The sequence below is a fragment of the Kitasatospora sp. MAA19 genome (assembly GCF_029894125.1).
Taxonomy (GTDB): Bacteria; Actinomycetota; Actinomycetes; order Streptomycetales; family Streptomycetaceae; genus Kitasatospora.
Map to the genome: position 1 here is coordinate 165054 of NZ_JARXYZ010000014.1, position 24824 is coordinate 189877.

Sequence of the window (24824 nt, forward strand, 5' to 3'; positions counted from 1 at the left end):
CCGGGGTCGGGAGCCTCCTCCCTCCCGGGAGGGAGCGGACCGCGGACCGGCGGGGGAGCTCGGGGCGGGTGCTGACCTGGCAGGATGGCGCAATGCCCAGGATTCTCGCGCCACTGCTGGCCGGCGCCACGTATGCGCGCCTGCTGCACCTGCTGGTCGGGTGGATCTTCGCGGGCGTCGTCCTGATGATCTACCCGGGGACGTACCGGAAGGGCCTGGGCGAGATCCTGATCGCGAGCGTCACACTGGACGCCGTCCTGATCGCCCTGATCGCCCTCGTCCCCGCGGCCCGCCGCGCCGAGGGCGTGCAGGCGCGGCTGCTGCTGGTGCCCGACCGGGAGGAGGACATCGCCGCGGAGCCCTCCCGCACCTGGGCGGACCGGCGGCGCACCGCCGGCTGGCTGATCGGGCGGGTCGTGCTCGGTTCGGCGGTCGGGTTCGCGACGTCCTTCGGCCTCACCAGCGGCTTCGACCTGCTGACCGGGCCGGACGCGTTCTGGTACCTCCCGCTCGCCCCGCTGCTGGTGCTCGGTTACGGCTGGCTGGTGGTGTCCGCCGGGCGCCTTCAACTCGCCATGGCCGTAAGGCTGCTGGGGCCATCCCCGGTGGAGCGGCTGGCGGAGGCGGAGCTGCGGGCCGAACGGCTGCTGGAACGCAACCGGTTGGCCCGTGAGCTGCACGATTCCATCGGCCACGCACTGACGGTGACGGTCCTTCAGGCGGGCGCCGCGCGCGAGGTCGGGGACCAGGCCTTCACCGCCAAAGCGCTCGAAGTCATCGAGGAGGCCGGTCGCCGGGCCATGGAGGACCTCGAACGCACCCTCATCCTGCTCCGCGAGACGCCGGAGGGAACGGCGACCGGGGGCAACGCGGTGACCGGCGGCGGAGCGGCCACCGAGCAGCCCGGCGTGGACCAGTTGCCGGCGCTCTTCGACACCGCCCGGGCGGCCGGGAGCCCGGTCGAGGCGCGGATCGAGGTGTCGGCGGGGATGCTGCCCGGGGTGCTCTCCCGCGAGTCCTACCGGATCGTCCAGGAGGGCGTCACCAACGCGCTCAAGTACGCGCCGGGCGAGCCGGTCAGCGTCCGGATCGCCGTTCGGGACGGGCGGTTGGAGCTGCGCTGCGCCAACCGGACGGCGGCCGGCACCCCCGGCACGGGCGGCGCGGCGCGGCCCTCGGGTGGCCCGGCCCGGCCCGCGGCCGGCTCGGCGCGCAAGGGCGGCAAGGGGCTGCGTGGCATCCGGGAACGCGCCACGCTGCTCGGCGGGGAGGCCACGGCCGGGGCGTCGGACGACGGGAACGGGGAGTGGGTGCTCGCCGTCCGGCTGCCCCTACGCTTGGGCTCGTGACGAACGATCTTGCGGGAGACGGTCCGACGAGGGGCGCCGCCGGGATGACCGACATCCTGCTCGCCGACGACGAGGAACTGGTCCGGGCCGGGATGCGGGCCGTCCTGGAGGCCCAGGGGGACCTGCGGGTGGTCGGCGAGGCCGCCGACGGCGCCGACGCGGTGGCGCTGGCCCGCGCGCTGCGCCCGCACGTCGTGCTGATGGACGTCCGGATGCCGGTCCTGGACGGCCTGGCGGCGACCCGCGAGCTCCTGCGGCCCGGCTCGCCGGGGGAGCGGCCGCCGAAGATCCTGGTCGTCACCACCTTCGAGAACGACGACTACGTCTACCAGGCGCTGCGCGCGGGCGCCGACGGCTTCCTGCTGAAGCGCTCCCGCCCGGCCGAGATCGCCCACGCGGTACGGCTGGTGGCGGCGGGCGAGTCGCTGCTGTTCCCAACCACGATCCGCCGCCTCGCGGCCGGCCACGGCAATCAGGCCGCCCGCGAGACGATGAGCCGGGCGGCGTTGACCGAGCGCGAGGCGGAGGTGCTGCGGCTGGTCGCGCGCGGCCTCAGCAACGGGGAGATCGCCGAGCGGCTGTTCCTCGGCGTGCAGACGGTGAAGACCCACGTCAGCAGCGTGCTGGCGAAGCTCGGCGCGCGGGACCGCACCCAGGCGGTGATCGCCGCGTACGAGTCCGGCTTCGTCGAGCCCTCGGAGTAGCGCCCGGTCGGGCCGGGACGGGCCGGGTCGGGCCCAGGGCGGGCCCGGGACCGCCCCAGGCGGCGCGGCCGGATTCAGGCCGGGTAGGCGTGGGTCTGGGCGGCCTTGACCGAGGCCCAGACCGCGGATCCGGGCGCCAGGCCCAGCTCCGCGACGGTGGCCGGGGTGAGGTCGGCGGCCATCGGCAGGTCGCCCGCGAGGTCGGCGCGCACCTGGTCGCCGTGCAGGTCCAGGCCGGTGACCTCGACCTCCCACACGTTGCGCGCGCTGGACTGCGGCCGTTCGCGGTGCAGGGTCACGGCGGACGGCGGGAAGGCGACGAACGCCGGGCCGGTCAGCTCCTCGGTGGTGGCGAGCACCGTGCCGCTCGCGAGCGTGACCTGGTGGCCCTCGGCGGTGCCCTGGTACAGGTTGAGCCCGACCAGGCGGGCGATGTAGTCGGTGCGCGGGCGCCGGGCGACCTCCGCCGGGCCGCCGGACTGCACCTCGCGCCCGTCCTCGATCACCACCAGCCGGTCGGCCAGCACCATCGCGTCCAGCGGATCGTGCGTCACCAGCACCGCCACGGCCTCGAACTCGGCCAGATGGCGCCGCAGTTGGGCGCGTACGTCGAGCCGGGTGCGGGCGTCCAGGGCGGCCAGCGGCTCGTCCAGCAGCAGCAGCCGGGGGCGGACGGCCAGCGCCCGGGCCAGCGCCACCCGCTGGGCCTGGCCGCCGGAGAGGCCGCCGGGGCGCGCGGAGGCGTGGTCGGCCAGGCCCATCCGCTCCAGCCAGGCGGCCGCCTCGGCCCGGGCGGCGCGCTTGGGGCGGCCCTGGCAGCGCGGGCCGAAGGCGACGTTGTCGAGCGCGCTGAGGTGCGGGAAGAGCAGGTAGTCCTGGAACACCACGCCGACCGGGCGCTCCTCGGCGGGGGTGTGCACGCGCTGCCCGGGGTCCTCCAGCAGCCGGCCGTCCAGGCGCAGGTGGCCGCCGGTGAGCGGGAGCAGTCCGGCGAGGGCGCGCAGGGCGGTGGACTTGCCGGCGCCGTTCGGGCCGAGCAGCGCGATCACCTCGCCGGGGGCGGCGGTGAGGGCGAGATCGAGGGTGAACGCGGCGCGGTCCACCCGTAGCCGGGCGTCGAGGGCGGGGGCGGCCTCGGGGGCGGGGACGGCGTCGGAGGCGGTGGCGGTGCTCATCGGGGCGGCGTCCAGGGGGTCGGGGCGGCGATGGCCGTGTTCCGGTCGGGCGTCGCAGGGGTGCGCCGGGCCGTCACGGGGTCGACATCCAGCGGTCGCGCAGGCCGACCAGGACCGCGACGGAGACCACCAGCAGGACCAGCGAGAGCGCGATCGCCGCCTCCGGGTCTGACTCCATGGCGAGGTAGACGGCCAGCGGCATGGTCTGGGTACGGCCCGGGAAGTTGCCCGCGAAGGTGATCGTGGCACCGAACTCGCCGAGCGCCCGGGCCCACGCGAGGACGGCCCCGGCGGCGATCCCCGGGGCGATCAGCGGCAGGGTCACCCGGCGGAACGCGGTCAGCCGGGAAGCACCCAGGGTCGCGGCCGCCTCCTCGTAGCGGGGGTCGGCGGCGCGCAGCGCGCCTTCCACGCTGATCACCAGGAACGGCATCGCCACGAACGCCTCGGCGATGACGACCCCGGTGGTGGTGAACGGCAGCGTGATGCCGAAGGCCGAGTCCAGCCAGGAGCCGACGATGCCGCGCCGCCCGAGGACCAGCAGCAGCGCCACACCGCCGACCACGGGCGGCAGCACCAGGGGCAGGGTGACCAGCGCCCGGATCACCCGCCGGCCCGGCAGCTCGGTGCGGGCGAGCAGCCAGGCCAGCGGGACGCCGAGGACCAGCGAGACCGCCGTGGCCGCCGTCGCGCAGATCAGCGACAGGCGCAGGGCGTCCCAGACGGCGGTGCTGGTGAGCTGCTCGGACAGGCCGCTCCAGGGCGCCCGGACCAGCAGGCCGACCAGCGGGAGGATCAGGAACGCCAGCCCGAGCAGCGCCGGGAGCAGCAGGGTGACCGGGACGCGGTGCGTACGCCGGCGCCGGCGTGGCAGGGCCTTCGCCGCTCCTGCCACGCCGGTCGGGCCGGGCCCGCCCCCCGGGCCGTTCCCCTGGCCGTTCCCGGAAGCGCCGTCGGGGCCGCCGTCGGGGGCGCCGTCGGGGCCGCTGTCGGGAGCGTTGTCGGTGGTGCGGCCGCTCACGGCGCCTGGAAGCCCGCCGCGGTGAGCACCTGCTTGGCCTCGGGCGACTGGACGTACGCGACGAAGGCGGCGGCGCCGTCCTTGTTCGGCGCCTTGGCCAGCGCGGCGATCGGGTAGTCGTTCACGGCCTTGTCGGCCTCGGGGAAGTCCACACCGTCGATCTTCGCAGCATCCGACTTCACGTCGGTCTTGTACACCAGCGAGGCGTCGACCTCACCGAGTTCGACCTTGGTCAGCGCGCCCTTGACGTCCTGCTCCAGGGTGACCGGGGTGAGGTTGAGGTTGGCGGCCTTGAGCGCGGTCAGGGCGGCGGCGCCGCACGGCACCTCCTTCGCGCACAGCGCGACCTTCACGCCGGAGGCGGTGAGGTCGCTCAGGCCCGCGATGTGCTTGGGGTTGCCCTTGGGCACGGCGATGGTGAGCGTGTTCCTGACGAAGGTCTTCGGGTCGCCGCTCGCGCCGCCCGCGTCGGTGATGGTCTTCATGGTGGCCGGGCTGGCGGCGGCGAACACGTCCGCCGGGGCGCCCGAGTTGATGCTGGTGGCGAGGCTGGAGCTGCCGCCGAAGTTGAACGTGACCTTGGCGCCCGGGTTCGCGGCCTCGAACTTCTTGCCGAGCTCGGTGAAGGTCTCCTTGAGCGAGGCGGCGGCGAAGACGGTGATGCTGCCACCGGCCTTCGGGACGCTGCCGCCGCCGGTCGCCGACGAGGCCGAGGAACCCGCGGTCGAGGCCGGGGAGGCGGCGCCGGACTTGCGGCCGCCGTCGCTGCCGCAGGCAGTGGCGCCGAGGCCGAGGGCGAGGGCCGCCACGACGGCGACGGCGACTCTGCGGGTGGTGGTCGTACGGGTGCTCATCGGGTGCTTCCCCTCCAGGGCGCGCGCCGGAAGGGGCGCGGGGATGCGGTCGCAGGTGCGGCCATTACGGTGATCATAGTGCCGCAAATGCGAGCGATAAATCCTCTGTCGCTTCGCACAGGGGCGGTACGGAGAGAGCGTCCGCCCGGCTGTGGGAAGGCTCAAACGTGCACGGACGGCGCCGGGGAGGGGTGGGGGCGGTGCCGCGCTCGGCACCGGGTCGGGCCAGGGGTGGGCAGGGGGCGGGCCGGGGGCACACCAGGGAAATTACGTCGCGCCGGGGGTGGCCGAGCGGACAGAGTGGGGCCGTTCGTACAGCAGTCCGCACACAAGTCAGTACGCACCACCGGGGCCGAACGGCCCGGAAGAGGGGGAGGGGTCCGTCCATGTCCACGTTGCGCGTCACCGCCGAGAAGCTGGTCGTGCTGGAGCACCCGAACGCCGACGCGCTGGAGCTCGCGCAGGTCGGTCTCTACCGGGCGGTGGTCGCCAAGGGCCGGTACCGGACCGGCGACTACGCCGTCTACATCCCCGAACAGTCCGTCCTCCCGGCGGGGTTGATCGAGGAGCTGGGCCTGACGGGCAAGCTGGCCGGCAGCCGGGCCGACCGGGTGAGGGCCGTCCGGCTGCGCGGGGAACTGTCCCAGGGCATCGTCTGCCTGCCGGCCGCGCTCGCGGGCACCGACCTCGCGGACGCCGCAGAGCGGGGCGAGGACTTCGCCGAACTGCTCGGAGTCGTCAAGTGGCAGCCGCCGGTGCCGACGTCGATGAACGGGGACGTGGTCGGCGCGCCCGACCTGCTGCCCTGGGTCGACATCGAGAACCTCAAGCGCTATCCCGACGTCTTCGAGCCCGGCGAGCCGGTGGTGATCACCGAGAAGGTGCACGGCAGTTGCTGCCTGCTGACGTACACCGCCGCGACCGGCGAGGTCCGGGTGTCGTCCAAGGGCATCGGCGCGCAGGGGTTCGCGCTGGTCGAGGACGAGCGCAACCTGTACTGGCGGGCGGTGCGCGCGTACGACATCCCGGCGGTGGCGGCCCGGCTGGCCGAGCGGCTCGGCGCCGAGCGGGTCGGCGTCTTCGGCGAGGTCTTCGGCGCCGGGGTGCAGGACCTGACGTACGGGGCCTCGGGTCGCGCCGAACTGCCCGGGTACGCCGCGTTCGACGTGTCGGCCGTGGTGGACGGGCAGCTGGGCTGGTACTCCGCCGCCGAACTGCTGGACGGCGAACTGCCGTTGGTGCCCGAGCTGTGGCGGGGGCCGTTCGACGCGGAGACCGTGCTGGCGTTCGCCCAGGGCAGGGAGACCGTCTCCGGACGCGAACTCCACGTGCGCGAGGGCGTGGTGGTCCGGCCGGTGACCGAGCGCTGGAGCCTGGCGCTCGGCGGACGGGCGATCGCCAAGGTGGTCGGCGACGCCTACCTGACGCGCAAGGGCGGCACCGAGTACGAGTGATCCCCGTGGGGGAGGGGGTGTGGCGCGGGCTCGCGCCGGTTCGCCGGCCGCCGGGCATGCGACGGGCATGCGATGGGCATGCGACGGGCTCGTTCGAACAGGGCGAGTGCCTCGACCGGGCGGCCTGAGGCCGCCCGGTCGCGGCGGGCAGGCGGCAGGGGTGCCGCCCCGCCGGGACGGCACCCCTGATCGGCCTTGCCGGTGGCTCAGCCCCGGGTCTGGAACACGATCTTGGTCCAGCTGGAGCCCGGGCAGTTCCCCCAGACGTCCCACGCCTGCGGCCGGGCGCCGATCCACAGGCCGGTGGTGTGCGAGCCGTTCGCACAGTAGGTGATGGTGCGCAGCTCGCCCGAGTAGACGTTGCAGTGGCCCACCCAGCGCCACCCGTAGTCGGCGGTGATGACGCAGTGGTAGGAGGCGGCGGCGACGGAGGCCCCGGTGGCCCCGGCGGTGATGGTCTGGTCGGCGGCGGGCGCGGCGGCGGCCGGCAGGGTGGTGGTTCCGAGCACGCCGAGAGTGGCGGCGGCGGCCACCCCGAACGTGGCGATCTTCCTGGAGATGCGACCTCGCATGGCGGTTCTCCTCGCTCAACGGTACTGATCGGGCGGTGCGTCCACGGCCGTCCGGATGCACGGGTGTGCGTGAGTTCCGCCATCCCGTCCGGCCGATGACGTATTGCACACGAATGACTGCGGACGGTGAGACGACGAACTATGATGTGAGCCGCGTCACAGTCCGTCCCGATGGGCCGTGGCCTGCCCAACTGGGTGTCAGGGGTGCCGATTTCCGGGGAGAACGGCATGGCGGATTGCGGCGGTCGGTGTGGCGGCGGGCGCGGGGGCGACTCCGGTGAGGACTTCGACCTGGGGCCCGCCGATCGTCAATCGGCCGATTTCAACCGGGTGTTCACGGAATTGCTGCCGAGACTCCACCTCGCGGCCGCGTCGCTCACCGGGTGCGCGCTCGCCGCCGGGGACGTGGTGCACGACGCGTACCTGCGGATCTCCCGCCAGCCGGAGCGGTTCCTGAGCCATCCGCAGCCGTACGCCTACGTCTTCACCACGATGGCGAACCTCCTGCGCGACCAGTGGCGTCGGGAGCGTCGGCGGGCGGTGCTCCCGGATCCGCCCGGGGTGATCGAGCGGGAGCAGGGGCGGGCGGTGGCCGAACAGCCGTCCGGCGGGATGGCCGAGTTGCAGGCGCGCTGGGAGGTGCTGCGGCTGCTGGACTGTCTGACCGCCAAGCAGGCCAGGGTGGTGGCGCTGGTCGACCTCGACGGCTACACCGTCGACGAGGCCGCCGAGCTGCTGGGCCTGCACCGCAGCACCCTGGCCGTCACCCGGCGCCGCGCGCACCGGAGGCTGCGCGCCGTCCTGGAGCGCGAGCGCGGGTGCGAGCGCGGGCAGGGGTCCGCGTCCGGGCACGGGTCCGCGTCCGGAGCGGGGGGCGACTCGGGGGCAGGGGGTGACGCGGGAGCGGGCGTGGGGCGGGAGTCGGGACCCGAGTCGCGGCCCGGGGCCGGGGTCGACGCACCGGACTGACGGGAAGTCAGCTGATGTGCCACCCAGGCCCGTACGCTGAAAATCGTGATCACGTACGAGGACCACCGCCTCCATGCCCTGGCCGACGACGGTCGCTGGCCCGAACTGCTGGCCGCCTACCGGCAGGGTCGGGCGGCAGCCGTGGAGCGGGCCGGGGAGGAGTCCGCGGCGGCGTTGACCGCGCCGCTCGGCCACCTGATCGCCTACTCGGCGCCGCCGGAGCTGGCCGTCCGCCTGTTCGACCGGGACGGCGGTCCGGGGACCGCGGCCGGGGTCGCCGACCACGACGCCGGTCCGCTCTGGGAGGTGCTGGCGACCCGGCACTCCTGGCTGCGGCTGGCCCCGCTGCTGGTCCCGGCCCCGGTGCGCCGACTGGTCGCGCAGACCCGGGTGCTGCTCGGCGAGGACCTCTCGTACGGGGCCGAGCCGGACCCGGAGGGCGTGCCGCTGTCGCTGGAACCGTGGGAGGCGGCGGGGTGGGAGGAGGGGGCGCGGGTGCGTCAGTACCTGCCCTGCGGGGGAGCGCGCAGCGCGCTGCTGACCCTGCCGACCAGCCGGGAGGGCCTGGGCGAGGTGCTGCTGCCCGAGCCGGGCGTGCGGCTGGGCGGGCAGCAGGCCACCCGGGCGCTGGCCGCGCTGGCGGACTGGGCGGAGGTGGTCTGCGTCCGGGGCTCGGCCCCGCAGGCGGCGGCCCAACTGGCCCGCGGAGCCCGGGTCACCGGCGGGTACCTGCCGTTCGCGCTCGCCTACCCCGCGCTGGTGCAGGCCGCCGTCGTGGACCGCGAGAGCGGCACGGCGCACGGACGGCTGGCGCTCTGGCGCGCGCTGACCGCGATGGCCGGCGCGGACGGCCCGAACGGTCCGGACCGGGCCGAGGTCGACGCGCTGGTGGCCCGGATGCGCTGCTTCACCTGGCATGAGCCGGCGGCCGGGCTGCGCCATCTGCACGTCGCGCTGGAGGATCCGGCCTGCGGCCTGTCCTGGGCGGTGAGCGGCTCCGAGGAGCTGTGACGGCGGCGTCGGCTCCACGCGTCGGCATTGCGCGTCGGCTCTACACGCTGCCGGACGCGCCGCTGGACGCGCCGCCGGACGTGCGGAACCCCCGGTCCGGCGCCGTTTCCGGGGGAGGTGGTGGCGCCGGACCGGGGGAGTGGAGGGGGCCGCTCAGGTGGCCGTGCCCGCACCGCCCTGGGCGGGGACGGCCTCCGGCGGCGCCGGGGCGGCCTCGGGGGCCGTACTCGGACCGTCGTGCGTGTCGACCAGGGTCCGCTCGTCGAACGGCACCTCGCCGGCCAGCACCCGACGGGCGCGGTCCGCGTCGAGCTCGCCGGTCCAGTGCCCGATCAGGACGGTGGCGACGGCGTTGCCCGCGAAGTTGGTGAGCGCCCGGGCCTCGGACATGAAGCGGTCGATACCGACGATCAGGCCGACGCCGTCCACCAGGGCGGGCTTGTGCGACTGCAGCCCGCCGGCCAGGGTGGCCAGCCCGGCGCCGGTGACCCCGGCGGCGCCCTTGCTGGCGATCACCATGAACACCAGCAGTGAGAGCTGCTCGCTGATCGACATCGGCTTGTCCATCGCCTCGGAGATGAAGATCGAGGCCATGGTGAGGTAGATGGCGGTGCCGTCGAGGTTGAAGCTGTAGCCGGTCGGCACGGTGATGCCGACGACCGGGCGGCTGACTCCGAGGTGCTCCATCTTGGCGATCAGGCGGGGCAGCGCGCTCTCGGAGGAGGAGGTGGAGAGGATCAGCAGGAACTCGCGGCCCAGGTAGCGCAGCAGCGCGAACACGTTGACCCCGGCGATCAGCCGCAGCATGGCGCCCAGCACCACGACGACGAACAGCGCGCAGGTGGCGTAGAAGCCGATCATGATGACGGCGAGGCTCTTCAGCGCGGCCGTGCCGGTCGCCCCGACGACGGCGGCCATCGCCCCGAAGGCGCCGATCGGCGCCGCCCACATGATCATCGACATGACCCGGAAGACCAGCCGCTGCACGTGCTCGATCCCGCGCAGCACCGGGGCGCCGACCGGGCCCATCGCCTGCAGGGCGAAGCCGGCGAGCAGCGCGACCAGCAGGGTCTGCAGCACCTTGCCCTCGGTGAGGGCCGAGAACATGGTGGTGGGGATCATGCCGAGCAGGAAGTCGGCGGTCGACTGGGCGCCGCCGGCCGTCGCCTGGGCGTGGCCGGACTTCGCGAGCGCGGCGGTCAGGTGCAGGCCGCCGCCGGGCTCCAGCAGGTTGCCGACGACCAGGCCGATGGCCAGCGCGACGGTCGACATGGCGAGGAAGTAGCCGAGGGCGAGCCCGCCGACCTTGCCGACCTTGGCGGCCTTGGTGACGGAGCCGATGCCCAGCACGATGGTGCAGAAGATCACCGGGCTGATCATCATCTTGATCAGGTTGACGAAGCCGGTTCCGACCGGCTTCAACTCCACGGCGAAGCCGGGGGCGGCCAGCCCGACCACCACGCCCGCGACCACGGCGGCGATGACGGCGAGATAGAGGTAGTGGGTCCGATCCTTGCGTCTGGATCCCCCCGCCGGTGCGGCACCAACGATCGACATCTGCGGCTCCTTCGCCGTGCAGTCCTGGCGGCCCCGGGTGGTGGGCCGCTCCGACTATCGGGCCTGGGAGTGACGGAGGTCACGTTTGCGTTCATAGAGTTCACGGTCGTGCACACTGGCAGGCATGTCCGAGCGCACCGCCCCCGCACCCTCGCGCCGACGGCTCCCGGTGCCCCGCGGGCTGGTCCGCAGCCTGGCCGGGCAACTCTTCGTCGTCCAGGTGGTCATCGTCGCCGCGGTGGTGGCGGGCGGCGCGGTGCTCGCGTACCTCTTCACCGCCGGCCGCACCGAGGACGCGGCCCGCCGTCAGGTCACCGCCGTCGCCCACGCCGTCGCCGACTCGCCGTCCGTCCGGGCCGCCGTCACCGGGCCGGACCCGACCGCGGTGCTCCAGCCGTACGTCGAGCAGGTGCGCGTGGACACCGGGGTCTCGTTCATCACCGTCATGGACACCGACGGCGTGCGCTGGACCCACCCGCTGGCCGAGCAGATCGGCAAGCGCTACCTCGGGCACATCGACTGGGCGCTCGCGGGGCAGACCCGCAGCGAGACGTACACCGGCACGCTCGGCCCGTCCGTCCGGGTGGTCACGCCGGTGCTGGACGACCGGCACCAGGTGATCGCGCTGGTCAGTGTGGGCCTCACGGTGGAGTCCATCTCCGCGCAGCTGAGCGGCCCGCTGCTCGCCCTGGTCGGGGTGGCGGTGATCGCGCTCGCGGTCGGCGGCGTCGGCACCTACCTCGCCAACTCCCGCCTGCGGCGGCACACCCACGGCATGGGGCCGGCCGAACTAAGCCACCTCTACGAGTACCACCAGGCGACCCTGCGCTCGGTGCGCGAGGGCCTGATCCTGCTGGACCGCGCGCACCGGGTGGTGCTGTGCAACGACGCCGCCCGCGAACTGCTCGGGCTGGACGGCGACGTGGACGGACGACCGGTCGCGGAGCTGGGGCTTCCGCAGGCGCTGGTCTCGGCCGTGCTCGGGGACGAGCCGGTCCGCGACGAGGTGCACCTGACCGCCGAGCGGGTGGTGGTGCTCAACACCTCCACCATCGGCACCGGGCTCGGCCGCGTCGTCACCCTGCGCGACCACACCGAACTCCTGTCGCTCAGTGGCGAGTTGGACTCCGTTCGCGGCTTCACCGAGGCTCTCGGGGCGCAGGCGCACGAGGCGGCCAACCGGCTGCACGCCGTCGTCTCCCTGGTCGAACTCGGCCGCCACGAACAGGCGGTGGAGCTCGCCACCGCCGAGCTCGAACTCGCCCAGCAGCTCACCGACCGGGTCGTCGCGGCGGTCGGCGAACCGGTGCTGGCCGCGCTTCTGCTCGGCAAGGCGGCCCAAGCGGCGGAGCGCGGCGTGGAGTTGACCCTCACCGAGGACAGTCGGATCGACGACGGGGTGCTGCCGCCCGGGCTCTCCGCGCGGGATCTGATCACCGTCCTCGGAAACCTGATCGACAACGCCGTGGACGCCGCCATCGCCGGGGCCGCGCAGAGCCCGGTGCCGCCGGAGGTGACCGTCACCGCGCGGATCGACGCCGGGGTCGGGAGCGGCGAGGTCGGGGATGGGGCCGCGGATGGTGGGGTCGGGGACGGTCGGGCCGGGGGTGGTGGGGCCGGGGACAGTGGCGGCGGGTGCCTGCTGCTGCGGGTCGCCGACACCGGGGCGGGGATCGACCCGGCCGCCGTCGAGGACGTCTTCCGGCGCGGCTGGAGCACCAAGCAGGACGGGCACGGGCACGGCCTCGGGCTGGCCCTGGTGGCCCAGGCCGCCCGGCGCAACGGCGGCACCGTCGAGGTCGGACGCGAGCGGGGCGCGGTGCTCACCGTCCGGTTGCCGCTCGCCGGGCTGCCCGGGCAGCGGGAAGGAGCGTCGAGGTGACCGACCTGGCCGCCCTGCCGGGGATCTCGGTGCTGGTCGTCGAGGACGACCCCGTGGCCGCCGCCGCGCACACCCTCTACGTCGAGCGCGAACCCGGTTTCCGCGCCGTCGGGACGGTCCACAGCTGCGCCGACGCGCTGCGTTTCCTGGAGCGCGCCCGCGCCGCCGGGACGCCCGTCGACCTCACCCTGCTCGACCTCTACCTGCCGGACGGCCACGGCCTCCAGCTCTGCCGCTCGCTGCGCGCCGCCGGCCACACCACCGACGTCATCGCGGTGACCTCGGCCCGCGACCTCGCGATGGTCCGGCAGGCCGTGTCGGCGGGCGTGGTCCAGTACCTGCTGAAACCCTTCAGCGCCGCCGCCCTGCACGACCGTCTGGAACGCTACGCCCGTTACCGCGACAGTCTCGGGCGCACCGGCGAGGCGACCGGCCAGGACGAGGTCGACCAGGCGTTCGCCCTGCTCCGCACGCCCGAGCGCAGCAGCCTCCCCAAGGGGCTGAGCGCGCCCACGCTGGACGCCGTCGCCTCCGTGCTGCGCGAGGCGGCGACGGGCCTGTCCGCCGCCGCCGCGGGCGCCGCCGCCGGGGTCTCCCGGATCACCGCGCGCCGGTACCTCGAACACCTCGTCGACACCGGGCGCGCGGTGCGGGAGCCGCAGTACGGGAGCGTCGGGCGGCCGGAGCTCTGCTACCGGTGGAGGGGGGACGCGCCGCCTGCGGGCCGACGGGGTGTGGGGGCGTGACCTTTTGGCCGGTCGCTCGTTGGCAGGACCGGGGGGAGGTTCACCCGCTCGGGTGGTTCTGGGCGACTCGGGGTATCTCGCCAGGTCGGTGGCGATAAAGTTAGGCTTACCTAACTTCTTCTGGGGGTTCGCCTTGTCGCTCGCCGCCGTTCCCGCCCAGGCCCCCGCCTCCGTCTCCGGAGCGGCCGGGGCCGTCGGCGCCACTGGTGCCGCTGCCGTCGGAGTCGCGGGTGCCGTCGGAGCCTCGGGTGTCGTCGGTGTCGCCGGTGCCGCCGGTGTCCCGGCCTCCGGCGAGGCCATCCTGCGCCGCCAGCGCGTACGCGAGTCCGCCGCCCGGACGTACGCCCGGTCCTTCCCGATCGTCCCCGTGCGGGCCAACGGCATGACCGTCGAGGGCGCCGACGGGCGGCGCTACCTGGACTGCCTCTCCGGCGCCGGGACGCTCGCCCTCGGGCACAACCACCCGGTGGTGCTGGAGGCGATCCGCCGCACGCTCGACAGCGGCGCCCCGCTGCACCTGCTCGACCTCGCCACCGCCGAGAAGGACGACTTCACCAGCGCGCTGTTCGAGAGCCTGCCCGCCGAGTTCGCCGCCGGCGCCCGCGTCCACTTCTGCGGCCCCGCCGGGACGGACGCCGTCGAGGCCGCGCTCAAGCTGATGCAGACCGCCACCGGCCGGTCCGGCGCGCTCGCCTTCACCGGCGCCTACCACGGCATGACCGCCGGAGCCCTGGCGCTCACCGGCAACGTCGCCGTCAAGGAACCGCTGCCGAGCGGCGGCGAGGTCGTCCGGCTGCCCTACCCGTACGGCTACCGTTGCCCGTTCGGCGTCGGCGGCGAGGCGGGCGCCGACCTCGCCGCGACCTACGTCGAGCGGCTGCTGGACGACCCCGCGGGCGGCGTCGTCCCGCCCGCCGCGATGATCCTGGAGGCCGTGCAGGGCGAGGGCGGCGTCGTCCCCGCGCCCGACGGCTGGCTGCGCGAGATGCGCCGGATCACCGCCGAACGGGGCATCCCGCTGATCGTCGACGAGGTGCAGACCGGTGTCGGCCGCACCGGGGCGATGTGGGCCGTCGAGCACAGCGGCATCGTCCCGGACGCGATGGTGCTCTCCAAGGCCATCGGCGGCAGCCTGCCGCTCGCCGTCGTCGTCTACCGCGAGGACTACGACGGCTGGCGGCCCGGCGCCCACACCGGCACCTTCCGCGGCAACACCCTCGCCATGGCCGCCGGAGCCGCCACCCTGCGCCACGTCGCCGCCCACGGGCTGGTCGAACGCGCCGCCGTCGTCGGCGAGCGGATGGCCGCCCGGCTGCGCGACCTCGCCGCCGAGCTGCCGGTGATCGGCGACGTGCGCGGGCGGGGCCTGATGCTCGGCGTCGAACTCGTCGACCCCGCCGCCGAACCGGACGCCTGCGGGGCCCGCCCGGCCGACCCGGCGCTCGCCCTCCGGGTCCGGGAGGCCTGCCTGGCGCGCGGGCTGATCGTCGAACTCGGCGGCCGCCACGACGCGGTGCTGCGACTGCTCCCGCCGCTCACCATCACCGATGAGCAGGTCGCCGCCGTCCTCGACCGGCTCGCCGACGCGATCGCGACCGCCGCGGCGGATCCGTCGGTGGCGGTGGCGGCGTCGGTGGCGGTGGCGGTGGCCGGTGACCGTGACGCTCCCGCGGTCCGGGGTGCCGAATGAGCGCCGGGGCGGGTGCGGGCGCGGGTGACGGTTCCGGGGCTGTCGGCGCCGGGGCCGGTGCTTCCTCCGAACTGCCGTGCGGCCCGGCCCCGTTGGACGCCCTCGCGGGCGGCGTCGGCGGGCCCGGGGCGCTCGGGCCGCTGCTGGCCGCCGTCCTGGACGCGCTCGACAACGGCATCGCGCTGCGCGGCGGGCCGTTGCCCGCAGGCAGCCCGGCCGAGATCGGCGCACTGGTCGCCGACGGCCTGGCGGGCGCCCACGGGCCCGGCGCGCTCGCCCGCCTCGCCGAACTCCTCGCCTACGGCGCCGCCGACCCCGCCGACCCCGCCTGCGCCGCCCACCTGCACTGCCCGCCGCTCGCCGTGGCCGTCGCCGCCGACCTCGCGGTCAGCGCCCTCAACCCCTCCCAGGACTCCTGGGACCAGGCCCCCGCCGCCACCGCCCTGGAGACCGCCCTCCTCGCCGAGCTCGCCGCCCTGGTCGGCTACGACCCGGCCCGCGCCGCCGGCGTCCTCACCTCGGGCGGCACCGAGTCCAACCTCATGGGCCTGATGCTGGCCCGCGACCAGAAGCTGGACGGCATCGTCGAGTTGGACGGCATCCCGGCCGGAGTCCGGCCGTGCATCATCGCCTCCGAGGCCGCGCACTTCTCCGTCCAGCGCTCCGCCGCCCTGCTCGGGCTCGGCGAGCGCGCCGTAGTCGCCGTCCCGGTCGACCGGCAACTCCGCATGGAACCACAGGAGTTGGAACGGGCCTTGGCTGCGGCCAGCTGGGCCGGACGCACCCCGATCGCCGTCGTCGCCACCGCCGGCACCACCGACACCGGCGGCGTCGACCCGCTGCACGTCGCCGCCGACCTGGCCGGCCGCTACGGCGCCTGGCTGCACGTCGACGCCGCGTACGGCGGTGGCGCGCTGCTCTCCGACCGGCTGGCCCCGCTCCTCGACGGCATCGAGCGCGCCGACTCCGTCTCCCTCGACTGGCACAAGCTCGGCTGGCAACCCGCCGCCGCCGGCGTCTTCCTGGTCCGCCGCGCCGAGACCTACGTCTCGCTCGCCCGTCGCGCCGAGTACCTCAACCCCGTCGACGACGAGCAGGCCGGCTACCCCAGCCTGCTCGGCCGCTCGCTGCGCACCACCAGGCGGGCCGACGCCTTCAAGCTCGCCGTCACCCTGCGCACCCTCGGCCGCGACGGGCTCGGCCGGCTGGTCGACGCCTGCCACGAACTCGCCCGGTCCGCCGCCGAGGCCGTCCGCGCCGAACCGTCGCTCGAACTCCACGCCGAACCCGTGCTGACCGCCCTACTGTTCCGCTACCGGCCGCCGGGCCTGACGGACGAGGCGGCCGTCGACGAACTCAACGGCCGGCTGCGCCGGTTGCTGCTGCGCACCGGGCGGGCGGTGGTCGGGCGGACCGAGCTGCCGGGCGAGGGGCCCGGCCGGGTGCGGCTCAAGCTCACCCTGCTCAACCCGCACGCCACGGCGGGGGAGGTGCGCGCGCTGGTGCGCGAGGTGGTGAGCGCGGGCCGGAAGGCTGCGGGGGACCGGGCGGGTTAGAGCCTGTCCGGGTGCCGTTCGCTGCCTCAACGCCCGATTCGGTGCAGGGAACCCGGCTCGGACAGGCTCTGGATGGTTCAGGTCAGTCGCTCAGGAGGACGGTGCGGGTGAGCTCCCAGGTCTGCGGATCGGCGGCGACCAGCAGGCCGTCCTCGCAGCCGGGCGCCTCGGGGCGGTAGGGGCTGCCGTCGAGTCGGGCGGAGATGCCGCCGGCCTCGGTGACGAGCAGGGAGCCGGGGGCGTGGTCCCAGGGGAGGGTGCGCCAGTAGAGGAGGAAGTCGAAGCGGCCCTCGACGAGGTCCGGGTACTCGATCCCGGCGGCGTGCCGGCCGGGGGAGATCTCGCCGAAGGCCGACTCGTTGGCCTGCAGGCGCCGACGGTGTTCCGGGTCGAGGTAGCGGCTCTTCACGGATCCGCGCAGCTTCGCGGCGTCGTGCGGCGCCGGCGGACGGGTCAGACGCAGGCCGTCGCGCCAGGCTCCGGAGCCCAGTTCGGCGCAGTAGGCGGTGGCGGTGGCGGGCTGCCAGATCCAGGAGGCGACGGTCCGTCCGCTGCGGACGAGGGAGCACATCACGGCGTACTCGGGGCGGCCGGCGACGAAGTTGGCGGTGCCGTCGACCGGGTCGACCAGCCAGGCGGCGGGCTCGTCGTGGAGGGCCTGGGCGAGTGCGGGGTCGGCGGAGACCGCCTCCTCGCCGACCACGGGGACGGGCAGCAGCTCGCGCAGACGGCGGGCGATGATCGCCTCGGCCTCGCGGTCGGCGACCGTCACGACCTCGCCGGGCGCTTTCTCCATCACCTCGCCGGCGGCCAGCGCCCGGAAGCGCGGCTCCACCACCTCGGCCGACGCCTCGGCGAGTATCTCCGCCACCTTGTCCATCAGCACGTTCGCGCTCCCTTCGCTGCCTACCACTGTCGCACGAGTGGCCGCAGGCGACCTGCGGCGACCCCTGGTGCGGGAGGGGCTGGTGGGGGCGCGGCGGGGCGGGGCAGGGGGAGGCGCTGTACGGTAGCAACTAACAACTAACAACTAACAACTAACAACTAACAGATTTCGAAATCTGTTATCTGTCAGTTGTCACCTGTTATCCGTCGCTCGCCGGCCGCCCTGGCCGCCCCGTCAGCTGCCCAGGTAGTGGAAGCCCGGGCGAGGGTGCATCAGGAACTCGTGGTGCGAGATGTTCCACGCGTACGCGCCCGCCATCGCGAACAGCACGCGGTCGGCCGCCCGCAGGCCGTCGGCGCCGGAGGCGGCTCGGGCGAGGACGTCCTTCGGGGTGCAGAGCTGGCCGGCCAGGGTGGCGCGGCCGGTGCCGACGGCGGGACGCGGCCACGGGTGCGGCCAGGCGTCCACCGGGAGCACCTCGAACGGCTGGGAGTGCCCCCGGGTGGCGGGGGTGCGCAGGTGATGGGTGCCGCCGCGGACCACCGCGAAGTCCTCGCCGTGGCTCTGCTTCACGTCCAGCACCTCGGTCGCGTACCAGCCGCAGTAGGCGGTCAGCGCCCGGCCCGGTTCGATCCGCAGGGTCAGGCCCGGGTGGGCGTCCAGCAGCTTGGTCAGACCCTCGCCGAAGGCCGTCCAGTCGAAGCGGCTCGCCGGGTCGTCGTAGTCCACGGCCATCCCGCCGCCGACGTTGACCTCCGCCAGCGGGAAACCGTGTCGCTCGGCGAGCGCGGCCGACCAGGTCACGATCTGCTCGGCGACGGCCAGTTGCTCCACCGCCGTGAGTCCGCTGGCCAGGTGGGCGTGCACGCCGCGCAGGCGCAGCCGCCGTCCGAGCGGGCCGGGGTCGGAGCCGTCGCCGGTGAGCAGGCGGACGCACTCCTCGGCGCGGTCCGGGTCGAGCCCGAACGGCGTCGGCCGTCCGCCCATCGCGAGCGCCACCGCGTCGAGCGCGCCGGTGGCGACCGGCAGGTTGACCCGCAGCAGTACGTCGACGACCGTGCCCGGCCGGTCCGTGAGGACGGCGTCGAGCCGGTGAAGTTCCTGCTCGCTCTCGACGTGCCAGCGGTGCACCCCGGCGTCCACGGCGGCGGCGATCTCGGCCGGTGTCTTGCCCGGTCCGCCGAAGGCCAGCGGCGCGTCCGGTACGGCCGCTCGCACGTGCGCCAACTCCCCACCGCTGGATACCTCGTAGCCGTCGACCGCGTCGCGCAGCGCGGCCAGCACCGGCGCCTCGGGATTGGCCTTGGCGGCGTAGTACAGCTCGACCCGCTCGGGCAGCGCGGCCCGGACGGCGGCGGCGTGCGCGCGCAGCGCCGCCAGGTCGTAGACGTAGGCGGGCAGGGCGTCCGGCGCGAGGGCGGCGATGTGCCGGCGGACGGTCTCGGTCATCGGGCGGCGCTCCCAAGGGAGAGGGGGACGGGCGTGCGGGCGGCCTCGGCGAGGACGGAGCCGGCCAGTGGCGAGGGCAGGCGGACGTAGCCGGCCTGGCGGTCGGCCTTGCGCTCCCAGCGGGTGAGCAGGTTGGCCTTGGCCGGCAGCGGGACGCCCGCGAGCAGCGCCCGCAGCCGGGGCGGACGGCCGTGGGCGGCCGCGTACGTCTCCAGGGTGTCCCGGACGGCCTGCCACAGCGCGCCCTCCAGTGCGGGGTGGCGGTCGGCCAGGGCGGCGAGCAGTTCGGCGACGTGGTTGACCAGCAGGCAGTAGACCACCCGGTCCCAGCCGCGCTCGGCGTCGTACGTCATCGGCCCGGCGACCTCGGGCGGGAGGGCGGCCAGGATGTCGGCGTTGTGCTGGGGGACGAGCTTGGTGCCCTCCAGGTCACGGAAGAGCACCTGGGTGGGGTGCCCGGTGGCGTCGACGCCGATGAGCACGTTCTGCAGGTGCGGTTCCAGCACCACGCCGTGGTCGAAGTAGGCGGCGAGCACGGGCGGGATGAGTAGCCCCAGGTAGGCGCGCCACCAGTCCAGGGCCCGCGAGGCGCCCGAACTTCCTTCCAGCAGGCGGGAGATGTGGGCGGAGCTGGTCGGGTGCTCGTCGGCGACGGCGGCGGCCAGCAGTGGGGTGACGCCGGGCCGCAGCACGCCGCCGAAACCCTCGCGGACGATCAGGCCGAAGCTCTCGTAGAGCGCCTGGTCGGGGCGGCCGCCGTCGCCGGGCAGGGCCAGGGTGCGGAACGCCGGCTCGCGCAGCATCGCCGCATCGGGGAAGCGCCGGGCGAGGTCGGCGAGCGCGGGGGCGAGCAGTCGGGTCAGCGCGACGGCGCCGGTGAGCTCGTACGCGGCGTTCTTGCGCAGGCAGTTGGTGATGCGGACGTTGAGGCTGAACTTGAGGAAGGCGTCCGCTCCGTGGAGCGTGCGCACCGAGGCGGTGGCGGTGAACGCCTCGCCGCTCGGCCCCAGGTCGAGGACGTCCCCACGGGCCAGGGCATCGCGCAACAGCGGGTGGTCGCCGATGAGTTGGTACTGCCACGGGTGGGCGGGCAGTAGCCGGTAGCCGTCCGGCACCTCGCCCAGACCGTCCAGCAGGGCGGTCGCGCTCTCGTCCAGGGACTGCTCGGCGAGCAGCTCGGCACGGACGGCGAGGTGGCGCAGCGGGAACGCGGCGCGGGACTCCGGGGCGTACCGGCGCCAGTCTCCCCGGGCGGCGGAGCGGGACTTGGGCGCCGGATGGAAGCGGTGGCCGAACAGCAGGGCCTGCTCGGACTCCAGGTAGCGGTCCGCTCCGGCGGGCGGGCGGCCGGCCATGCTCTGCCGGAGGCCGTCGTGGCTGGAGGCCACCTGGCCCAGGAACTCCTCGTTCACCGTGCCGGTGCGCAGCTCCAGTTCGTCCTGCACCTGCTCGGCCAGCTCGTGCCAGCCCAACTCGACCCAGTCGCCGTCTCGTTCGATCTCGACCGGGCCGGCGAAGCGGTGCGCGCCGAGCAGTGAGGTGCGGCGCAGGGCGATCCGCAGCAGGGTGCCGCGCCGGGGCAGTCGCAGCAGCAGGCGGCCGTCGGCCGCGGCGGTCTGGTGTTCGGGGGCGGAGACCTCGCGCAGCAGGCAGTTCAGCAGGGTGTGGGCCACTGCTTCTTCGGCGGTGGGCAGTTCGTGGGTGATCGGCTCGTCGGCGATCCGGTCGAGGGTGATCGACTCGGGGGTGATCGACTCGACGGTGATCGGGGCGGGGGCGATCGGGCCGTGGGTGATCGGCTCGCGGGTCATCGGCGGCTCCAGCGCTTGCGGAGGGACGGAAGGGAGAGTGCGGTGGCCGCGACGGCGGCCAGCAGGGCGGCGGCGGTGCCGGCCACCACGGGCGCGGCGGCGCCGTACCGACCGTTGGCCAGCGCGGCGACGGCGCCGGCGGCGACGGCGCCGCCCTTGGAGACGAGTTCGAGGGTGCCGAACATCCGCCCGGGGGCGCGTCCTTGGGCGGCTCCGGCGGCGAGCACGGCGAGGCTGACCAGGCCGAGCGTGAGCCCGGCCCCGAGCAGCAGCCGGACGGCGACGAAGACGGGCAGCGAGTACGCGACGGCGTGCCCGGCCAGGCCGAGCGCGACGAACCCGAAGCCGAGTGCGATGCCGGTGTGCGGGCGGGCGTGGAACAGCGTGTGGGTGCGCGCGGCGAACACCAGGTAGCACAGGTGCGGCAGGGCGAACAGGACGCCGGTGGTGGTGGCGGAGACGCCGGGCAGCCGCTGCTCGGCGAGCGAGATGAGATAGGGGAAGGAGATGACGGTGGCGAAGACGAACACGAACTCGAAGACGTAGAGCGGCAGTAGCCGGACCCCCGGCGCCCGCTCGGTGCGGCCCTCGGACGCGGGCGCCGCCGCCGGTCGCTCCGGCTCGGGCAGCCGCGACAGGAGCAGTGCGGCGGCGAGCGGGAGGACGGCCATCACCAGGTACTGGCGGTGCGGGTCGATCCACGGGGACAGCGCGCCGACCAGGATCGGTGCCGCGACCAGGGCCGCCCGCGCACTGCCCTGCATCAGGGTGAGCGCGCGCGACAGCCTGGGCCCGTCGAGGGCGGCGGCGAGGTAGCCGTTGGTGGCGGCGAAGGTGCCGCCGAGGAAGCCCTGGAGGACCAGCGCGAGGGTGAAGGCGGGCAGGCTGCCGGCGGCCCCGGCCAGCAGGAAGGAGGCGGTGAGACCGAGTTGGGCGCGCAGCAGCAGCCGCTTGCGGCCGAAGCGGTCGGCCATCCGGCCCCACAGCGGTGCGCCGAGCGCGCTGAACACCGTCGGGACGATGTAGAGCACGCCGGCCCACCGGGCCTGCGGGTCGCCGAGCGTGGGCAGGATCGCGGTCAGGTACGGCGGCAGGCCCAGCGCGGCGAAGGAGGCGACGAAGTAGCAGGCCGCGACGGCGTGCACCTGGCGGCGGCCGAGCCCGCCGGAGCCGTCGCTCTCGCGGCTGGACCGCTGCGGCAGGGTCTCCGTGCTCATCGGGCGATACCGTTCGCCAGCAGGTAGTTGGGGCCGCTGGTGTAGTGCTTGTTGATGTCGGCGGCGCCCGAGCGCTGCTTGCTGAGCAGGGTACCGGCGCTGACCATGGCCTTCACCGGCAGGCGTTCGGCCTCCAGGAGGTTCGCCCGCAGCGGTTCGCCGGCCGGACCGATCCGGTCCACGGCCTCGGCCAGGCGCTTGCGCAACAGGCCGAGCACCTCGTCGAGTTCGGCGCGGCCGTGGTCGGCGAGGCCGAAGGCGAGGGAAGCGGTGCACAGGTGGCCGGTGATGGTGGTGAACAGGTCGGTGAGCGCCCGGTCGTCGTCGCCGAAGATCCGAGGGTCGTCGAAGTCCGCGCGGTCCAGGGCGAGTTCGCCGAGGCCGGCGGTCATCCGGGCGGTGTGCACGCGCGGGCCGTCGTCGTCCTTGTAGAGCAGGCGCAGCCCGTTGGCGTCGAGCACCAGCGAGGTGTTCTGCTGGTGCGATTCCAGCGCGATCCCGTACCCGAACAGCGTGGCCTGCCAGTCCAGCAACAGCTCCAGCAGTGCGTCGTAGAAGGCGAGTTGGTCGCCGTCGTGGAATCGGTCGGCGAGGTGGTCGAGCAGCAGGCGGCCGCCGGGCGCGGGGGCCAGCAGGGCGGCCAGCGGGGCGGTGACGGCCCGCTCCAGCCCGGTCGGGTAGCGGCGCAGCAGGACGGCCAGCAGCTCGTGCCCGGCGTGCGCCCAGGTCTGCTCGTCGGCGTGCAGGACGCGGTCGGCGAAGCGCGGCTCCCGGGCCAGCACGGCCTCGATCAGGCGCTGGCCGGCGGCGCCGTCGAGCAGTGTGCCGGGCTTGATGGTGCGGCGGTTGAGCCGGCCCAGGGTGGCGGTGGCGAGCGGGAGTTTGAGGTGGCAGGCGGGGTCGTCGGCGACGGCGACGGTGCGCATGGAGAGCGTCGGCACGACGGTCAGGTACGGCCGTTCGGCGAGCACCGCGCGGCCGGCCAGGCCGGCCGCCTCCAGCGCCTCGTCGAGTGGGGCGCCGACGGTGAGCGGGTGGACGGGCAGGGTGGTCCAGCCCTCGCCGGGGCAGGCGGCCTCAAGGCCGAGCCAGGCCGGGGTGGGCCACCAGCTCGGGAGCGGGCGCTCGCCGTGGGTGGTGAGGGCGCCGGCCGGTACGGCCAGCCAGCGCAGTTCGAAAGCGGGGTGGAACTCGGGGGCGTAGGCGCGCAGTTGCGGCTCGGTGAGGCCGGACCGGCCGCGTGCGGTCGGGTAGACCGGGTGGTCGAGGTAGGCGGCCAGGGTGTCGTGGCCGAGGGCGGCGGCGAGGCCGGTCCAGTCGGCCGGGTCCTCGCCGTACAGGTCGGTGAGCCGGGCGTGCACCTCGGGCCGCACGCGCTCGTGCAGCTCCATGGTGTCGAGGGTCTGGCGGCACTCCTCGGCGAACGCGGCCCAGCCGGGCCGGTCCTCGGCCTCGGCCAGGTCGGTCAGGGCCGTCACGATGGCGTCCAGGCCGGTGAGCCGGCGCCCGGCCAGCTCCAGCAGGGGCAGCCGGGCGGCGTACTCGCACTGGAAGCCCTCGACGGCGACGGGCAGGGCGAGTTCGGCGTCCGCGACGGTGAACCAGGGGCCGTCGGCGCGGTCCTTCACGGCGCCGCGGGTGCGCAGGCCGAGGACGTCCTCGCGCAGCAGGGCGGAGAGCACCCGCAGGGTGAGCTGCTCGTCGGCGGTCACGGGGTGATCTCCCAGCGGTTGGCGGCGCGGAACCGGGCGACGGCGGCGTCCACGGCGCCCTGGTCGGTGCCGGTGGCCCACATCACGCCCAGGTAGTCCCGGTTGGTGCGGTAGTGCTCGTGCCGTTCGCCGAGCGGGCGCAGCGGCCGGTAGACGAGCCGGACGCCGTCGCGCTCCTCGTCGTGCGGACCGGGGGCGGCGGTGAGGACGCCGGCCCGGTCGGCGCAGATCACCTCGTTGCGGGCCCGGCGGGGCGTCGCGGCGCACTGCGTGCCGAGGTCGGCGGGAAGTTCGCGGCCGAGATGGGCCGCGAGGATGTGCTCGAAGAGCGGGATGCCGAGTATCTCGGCGAGCATCAGGTCGCACTGGTCGCCGATGGCGCGGTAGTTGACCTCGATGATCCGGGCGCGGCCGTTCGGCTGGACGACGAACTCGGTGTGGCAGGCGCCGAGTCCGACGCCGAGCGCGTCGAGCTGGGCGAGCACCTGCTCGACCACCGCGGCGGGGCGCGCGGGGACGAACTCCAGCACCTCCTCGATGAAGTCCGGTGGCGGGGAGAGGCGGGTGCGGAAGCCGCCGAGGACGTGCCGGCGGCGGCCGTCGCCGAGCGTCTCCAGGGTGCACAGTTGGCCGGCCAGGAACTCCTCGACGACGAGCGTGGCGCCGGCCCGGCGGTGCTGGATCTCCCGGCAGCGGGCGGCGAGTTCGGCGGCGTCGGCGACCAGCGTGACGTCCTCGCTGGCGACCCCCTCGCGAGGCTTGACCACGCACGGGAAGGGCGGGTCCAGCTCGGCCGGGTCCTGCCCGGGGGCCAACTCGGCGGACCAGACGGCGTCCTGGCCGGTCAGGGCGAGGTGGCGGCGCAGCTGGCCCTTGTCCTTGGCCCGCAGCGCGGCCTTCCAGTCCTTGGCCGGGAGGCCGAAGTACTCGGCGGCCAGGGCGGTCTGGGTCTGCAGGTGGTCGCTGTTGCTGAACACCGCGGCGGGCGCGTGGTGCCGGGAGATCAGGCTGATCACCGCGCGGAAGTCCCGGACGTCGCACTCCAGCACCTCGGGTGCGGTGGACGGGAGGTCGGCGTAGGCCTTCCGGTGGGGCTCGGCGTGGTCGGTCAGGACGGTGACGTCCAGCCCGAGTCTGGCGGCGGCGGGTAGGAAACCGGAGGTGACCGAGTCGGTGGGGTTGAGGGCGAGCAGGTAGAGCCGCATGGGT

General features: G+C 74.8%; 20 protein-coding genes. 9 read left to right on the top strand and 11 right to left on the bottom strand.

From position 1 onward, the window contains the following. Positions 1 to 92 precede the first annotated feature (92 nt). Positions 93 to 1349, top strand: coding sequence for a histidine kinase (locus P3T27_RS22335; protein WP_280681105.1), 1257 nt, complete (start codon positions 93 to 95; stop codon positions 1347 to 1349). Positions 1350 to 1393: 44 nt separating this feature from the next. After that, on the top strand, positions 1394 to 2053 hold the full coding sequence (locus P3T27_RS22340) for a response regulator transcription factor (RefSeq protein WP_280681217.1): 660 nt from the start codon (positions 1394 to 1396) through the stop codon (positions 2051 to 2053). A gap of 74 nt (positions 2054 to 2127) precedes the next feature. On the opposite strand, the gene P3T27_RS22345 is transcribed toward P3T27_RS22340, so the two are convergent. The 3 genes from P3T27_RS22345 to modA form a co-directional block, all read right to left on the bottom strand. Further along, entirely contained in the window at positions 2128 to 3228 is a 1101-nt protein-coding gene (locus P3T27_RS22345) for an ABC transporter ATP-binding protein (protein ID WP_280681107.1), read from the bottom strand. 73 nt (positions 3229 to 3301) lie between these two features. Beyond that, positions 3302 to 4123 (bottom strand): ABC transporter permease, encoded by an 822-nt coding sequence (locus P3T27_RS22350; protein ID WP_280681218.1) that lies wholly within the window; start codon positions 4121 to 4123, stop codon positions 3302 to 3304. A 122-nt stretch (positions 4124 to 4245) separates the two neighbouring features. Further along, a complete protein-coding gene (modA, locus tag P3T27_RS22355) occupies positions 4246 to 5103 on the bottom strand; it encodes a molybdate ABC transporter substrate-binding protein (RefSeq protein ID WP_280681112.1) in 858 nt (285 codons plus the stop codon). 386 nt (positions 5104 to 5489) lie between these two features. Here modA and P3T27_RS22360 point away from each other — a divergent pair, with 386 nt between their 5' ends. Then, positions 5490 to 6557 carry an RNA ligase (ATP) gene (locus P3T27_RS22360; protein WP_280681114.1) on the top strand — a complete coding sequence of 356 codons (1068 nt, stop codon included), beginning with the start codon at positions 5490 to 5492 and terminating at the stop codon, positions 6555 to 6557. A 206-nt stretch (positions 6558 to 6763) separates the two neighbouring features. Here the strand turns inward: P3T27_RS22360 and P3T27_RS22365 are convergent, their stop codons facing one another. After that, entirely contained in the window at positions 6764 to 7129 is a 366-nt protein-coding gene (locus P3T27_RS22365; protein WP_280681116.1) for a hypothetical protein, read from the bottom strand. 228 nt (positions 7130 to 7357) lie between these two features. Between P3T27_RS22365 and P3T27_RS22370 the strand changes: the two genes are divergently transcribed. Further along, positions 7358 to 8098, top strand: coding sequence for an RNA polymerase sigma factor (locus P3T27_RS22370; RefSeq protein ID WP_280681220.1), 741 nt, complete (start codon positions 7358 to 7360; stop codon positions 8096 to 8098). 45 nt (positions 8099 to 8143) lie between these two features. Continuing rightward, positions 8144 to 9109: a hypothetical protein gene (locus P3T27_RS22375; RefSeq protein WP_280681117.1), complete on the top strand. Its 966-nt coding sequence runs from the start codon at positions 8144 to 8146 to the stop codon at positions 9107 to 9109. A gap of 153 nt (positions 9110 to 9262) precedes the next feature. On the opposite strand, the gene P3T27_RS22380 is transcribed toward P3T27_RS22375, so the two are convergent. Continuing rightward, on the bottom strand, positions 9263 to 10666 hold the full coding sequence (locus tag P3T27_RS22380; RefSeq protein WP_280681118.1) for a cation:dicarboxylase symporter family transporter: 1404 nt from the start codon (positions 10664 to 10666) through the stop codon (positions 9263 to 9265). A gap of 124 nt (positions 10667 to 10790) precedes the next feature. On the opposite strand from P3T27_RS22380, the gene P3T27_RS22385 reads away from it, so the two are divergent. From P3T27_RS22385 to P3T27_RS22400, 4 genes are all read left to right on the top strand, one after another. Continuing rightward, a complete protein-coding gene (locus P3T27_RS22385; RefSeq protein WP_280681120.1) occupies positions 10791 to 12548 on the top strand; it encodes a sensor histidine kinase in 1758 nt (585 codons plus the stop codon). A gap of 5 nt (positions 12549 to 12553) precedes the next feature. Continuing rightward, positions 12554 to 13294, top strand: coding sequence for a response regulator (locus P3T27_RS22390; RefSeq protein ID WP_280681221.1), 741 nt, complete (start codon positions 12554 to 12556; stop codon positions 13292 to 13294). A 298-nt stretch (positions 13295 to 13592) separates the two neighbouring features. Next, a complete protein-coding gene (locus P3T27_RS22395; protein ID WP_280681222.1) occupies positions 13593 to 14984 on the top strand; it encodes a diaminobutyrate--2-oxoglutarate transaminase family protein in 1392 nt (463 codons plus the stop codon). Beyond that, a complete protein-coding gene (locus P3T27_RS22400) occupies positions 14981 to 16540 on the top strand; it encodes a pyridoxal-dependent decarboxylase (protein WP_280681122.1) in 1560 nt (519 codons plus the stop codon). The genes P3T27_RS22395 and P3T27_RS22400 overlap by 4 nt, the downstream gene beginning before the upstream one ends. A gap of 82 nt (positions 16541 to 16622) precedes the next feature. On the opposite strand, the gene P3T27_RS22405 is transcribed toward P3T27_RS22400, so the two are convergent. The 6 genes from P3T27_RS22405 to P3T27_RS22430 form a co-directional block, all read right to left on the bottom strand. Continuing rightward, positions 16623 to 17420, bottom strand: a complete 798-nt coding sequence (locus P3T27_RS22405; protein WP_280681224.1) for an inositol monophosphatase family protein — start codon at positions 17418 to 17420, stop codon at positions 16623 to 16625. 240 nt (positions 17421 to 17660) lie between these two features. Then, the gene (locus tag P3T27_RS22410; RefSeq protein WP_280681126.1) at positions 17661 to 18875 is read right to left on the bottom strand and encodes a type III PLP-dependent enzyme; all 1215 of its coding nucleotides are present in this window, start codon (positions 18873 to 18875) and stop codon (positions 17661 to 17663) included. Further along, the gene (locus P3T27_RS22415; RefSeq protein ID WP_280681128.1) at positions 18872 to 20686 is read right to left on the bottom strand and encodes an IucA/IucC family protein; all 1815 of its coding nucleotides are present in this window, start codon (positions 20684 to 20686) and stop codon (positions 18872 to 18874) included. The genes P3T27_RS22410 and P3T27_RS22415 overlap by 4 nt, the downstream gene beginning before the upstream one ends. After that, positions 20683 to 21903 carry an MFS transporter gene (locus P3T27_RS22420; protein ID WP_280681130.1) on the bottom strand — a complete coding sequence of 407 codons (1221 nt, stop codon included), beginning with the start codon at positions 21901 to 21903 and terminating at the stop codon, positions 20683 to 20685. Before P3T27_RS22420 ends, P3T27_RS22415 begins: the two co-directional genes overlap by 4 nt. Then, positions 21900 to 23615 (bottom strand): IucA/IucC family protein, encoded by a 1716-nt coding sequence (locus P3T27_RS22425; RefSeq protein ID WP_280681132.1) that lies wholly within the window; start codon positions 23613 to 23615, stop codon positions 21900 to 21902. Before P3T27_RS22425 ends, P3T27_RS22420 begins: the two co-directional genes overlap by 4 nt. Beyond that, on the bottom strand, positions 23612 to 24820 hold the full coding sequence (locus tag P3T27_RS22430; RefSeq protein ID WP_280681133.1) for an ATP-grasp domain-containing protein: 1209 nt from the start codon (positions 24818 to 24820) through the stop codon (positions 23612 to 23614). Before P3T27_RS22430 ends, P3T27_RS22425 begins: the two co-directional genes overlap by 4 nt. Between the last annotated feature and the right edge of the window lie 4 nt (positions 24821 to 24824).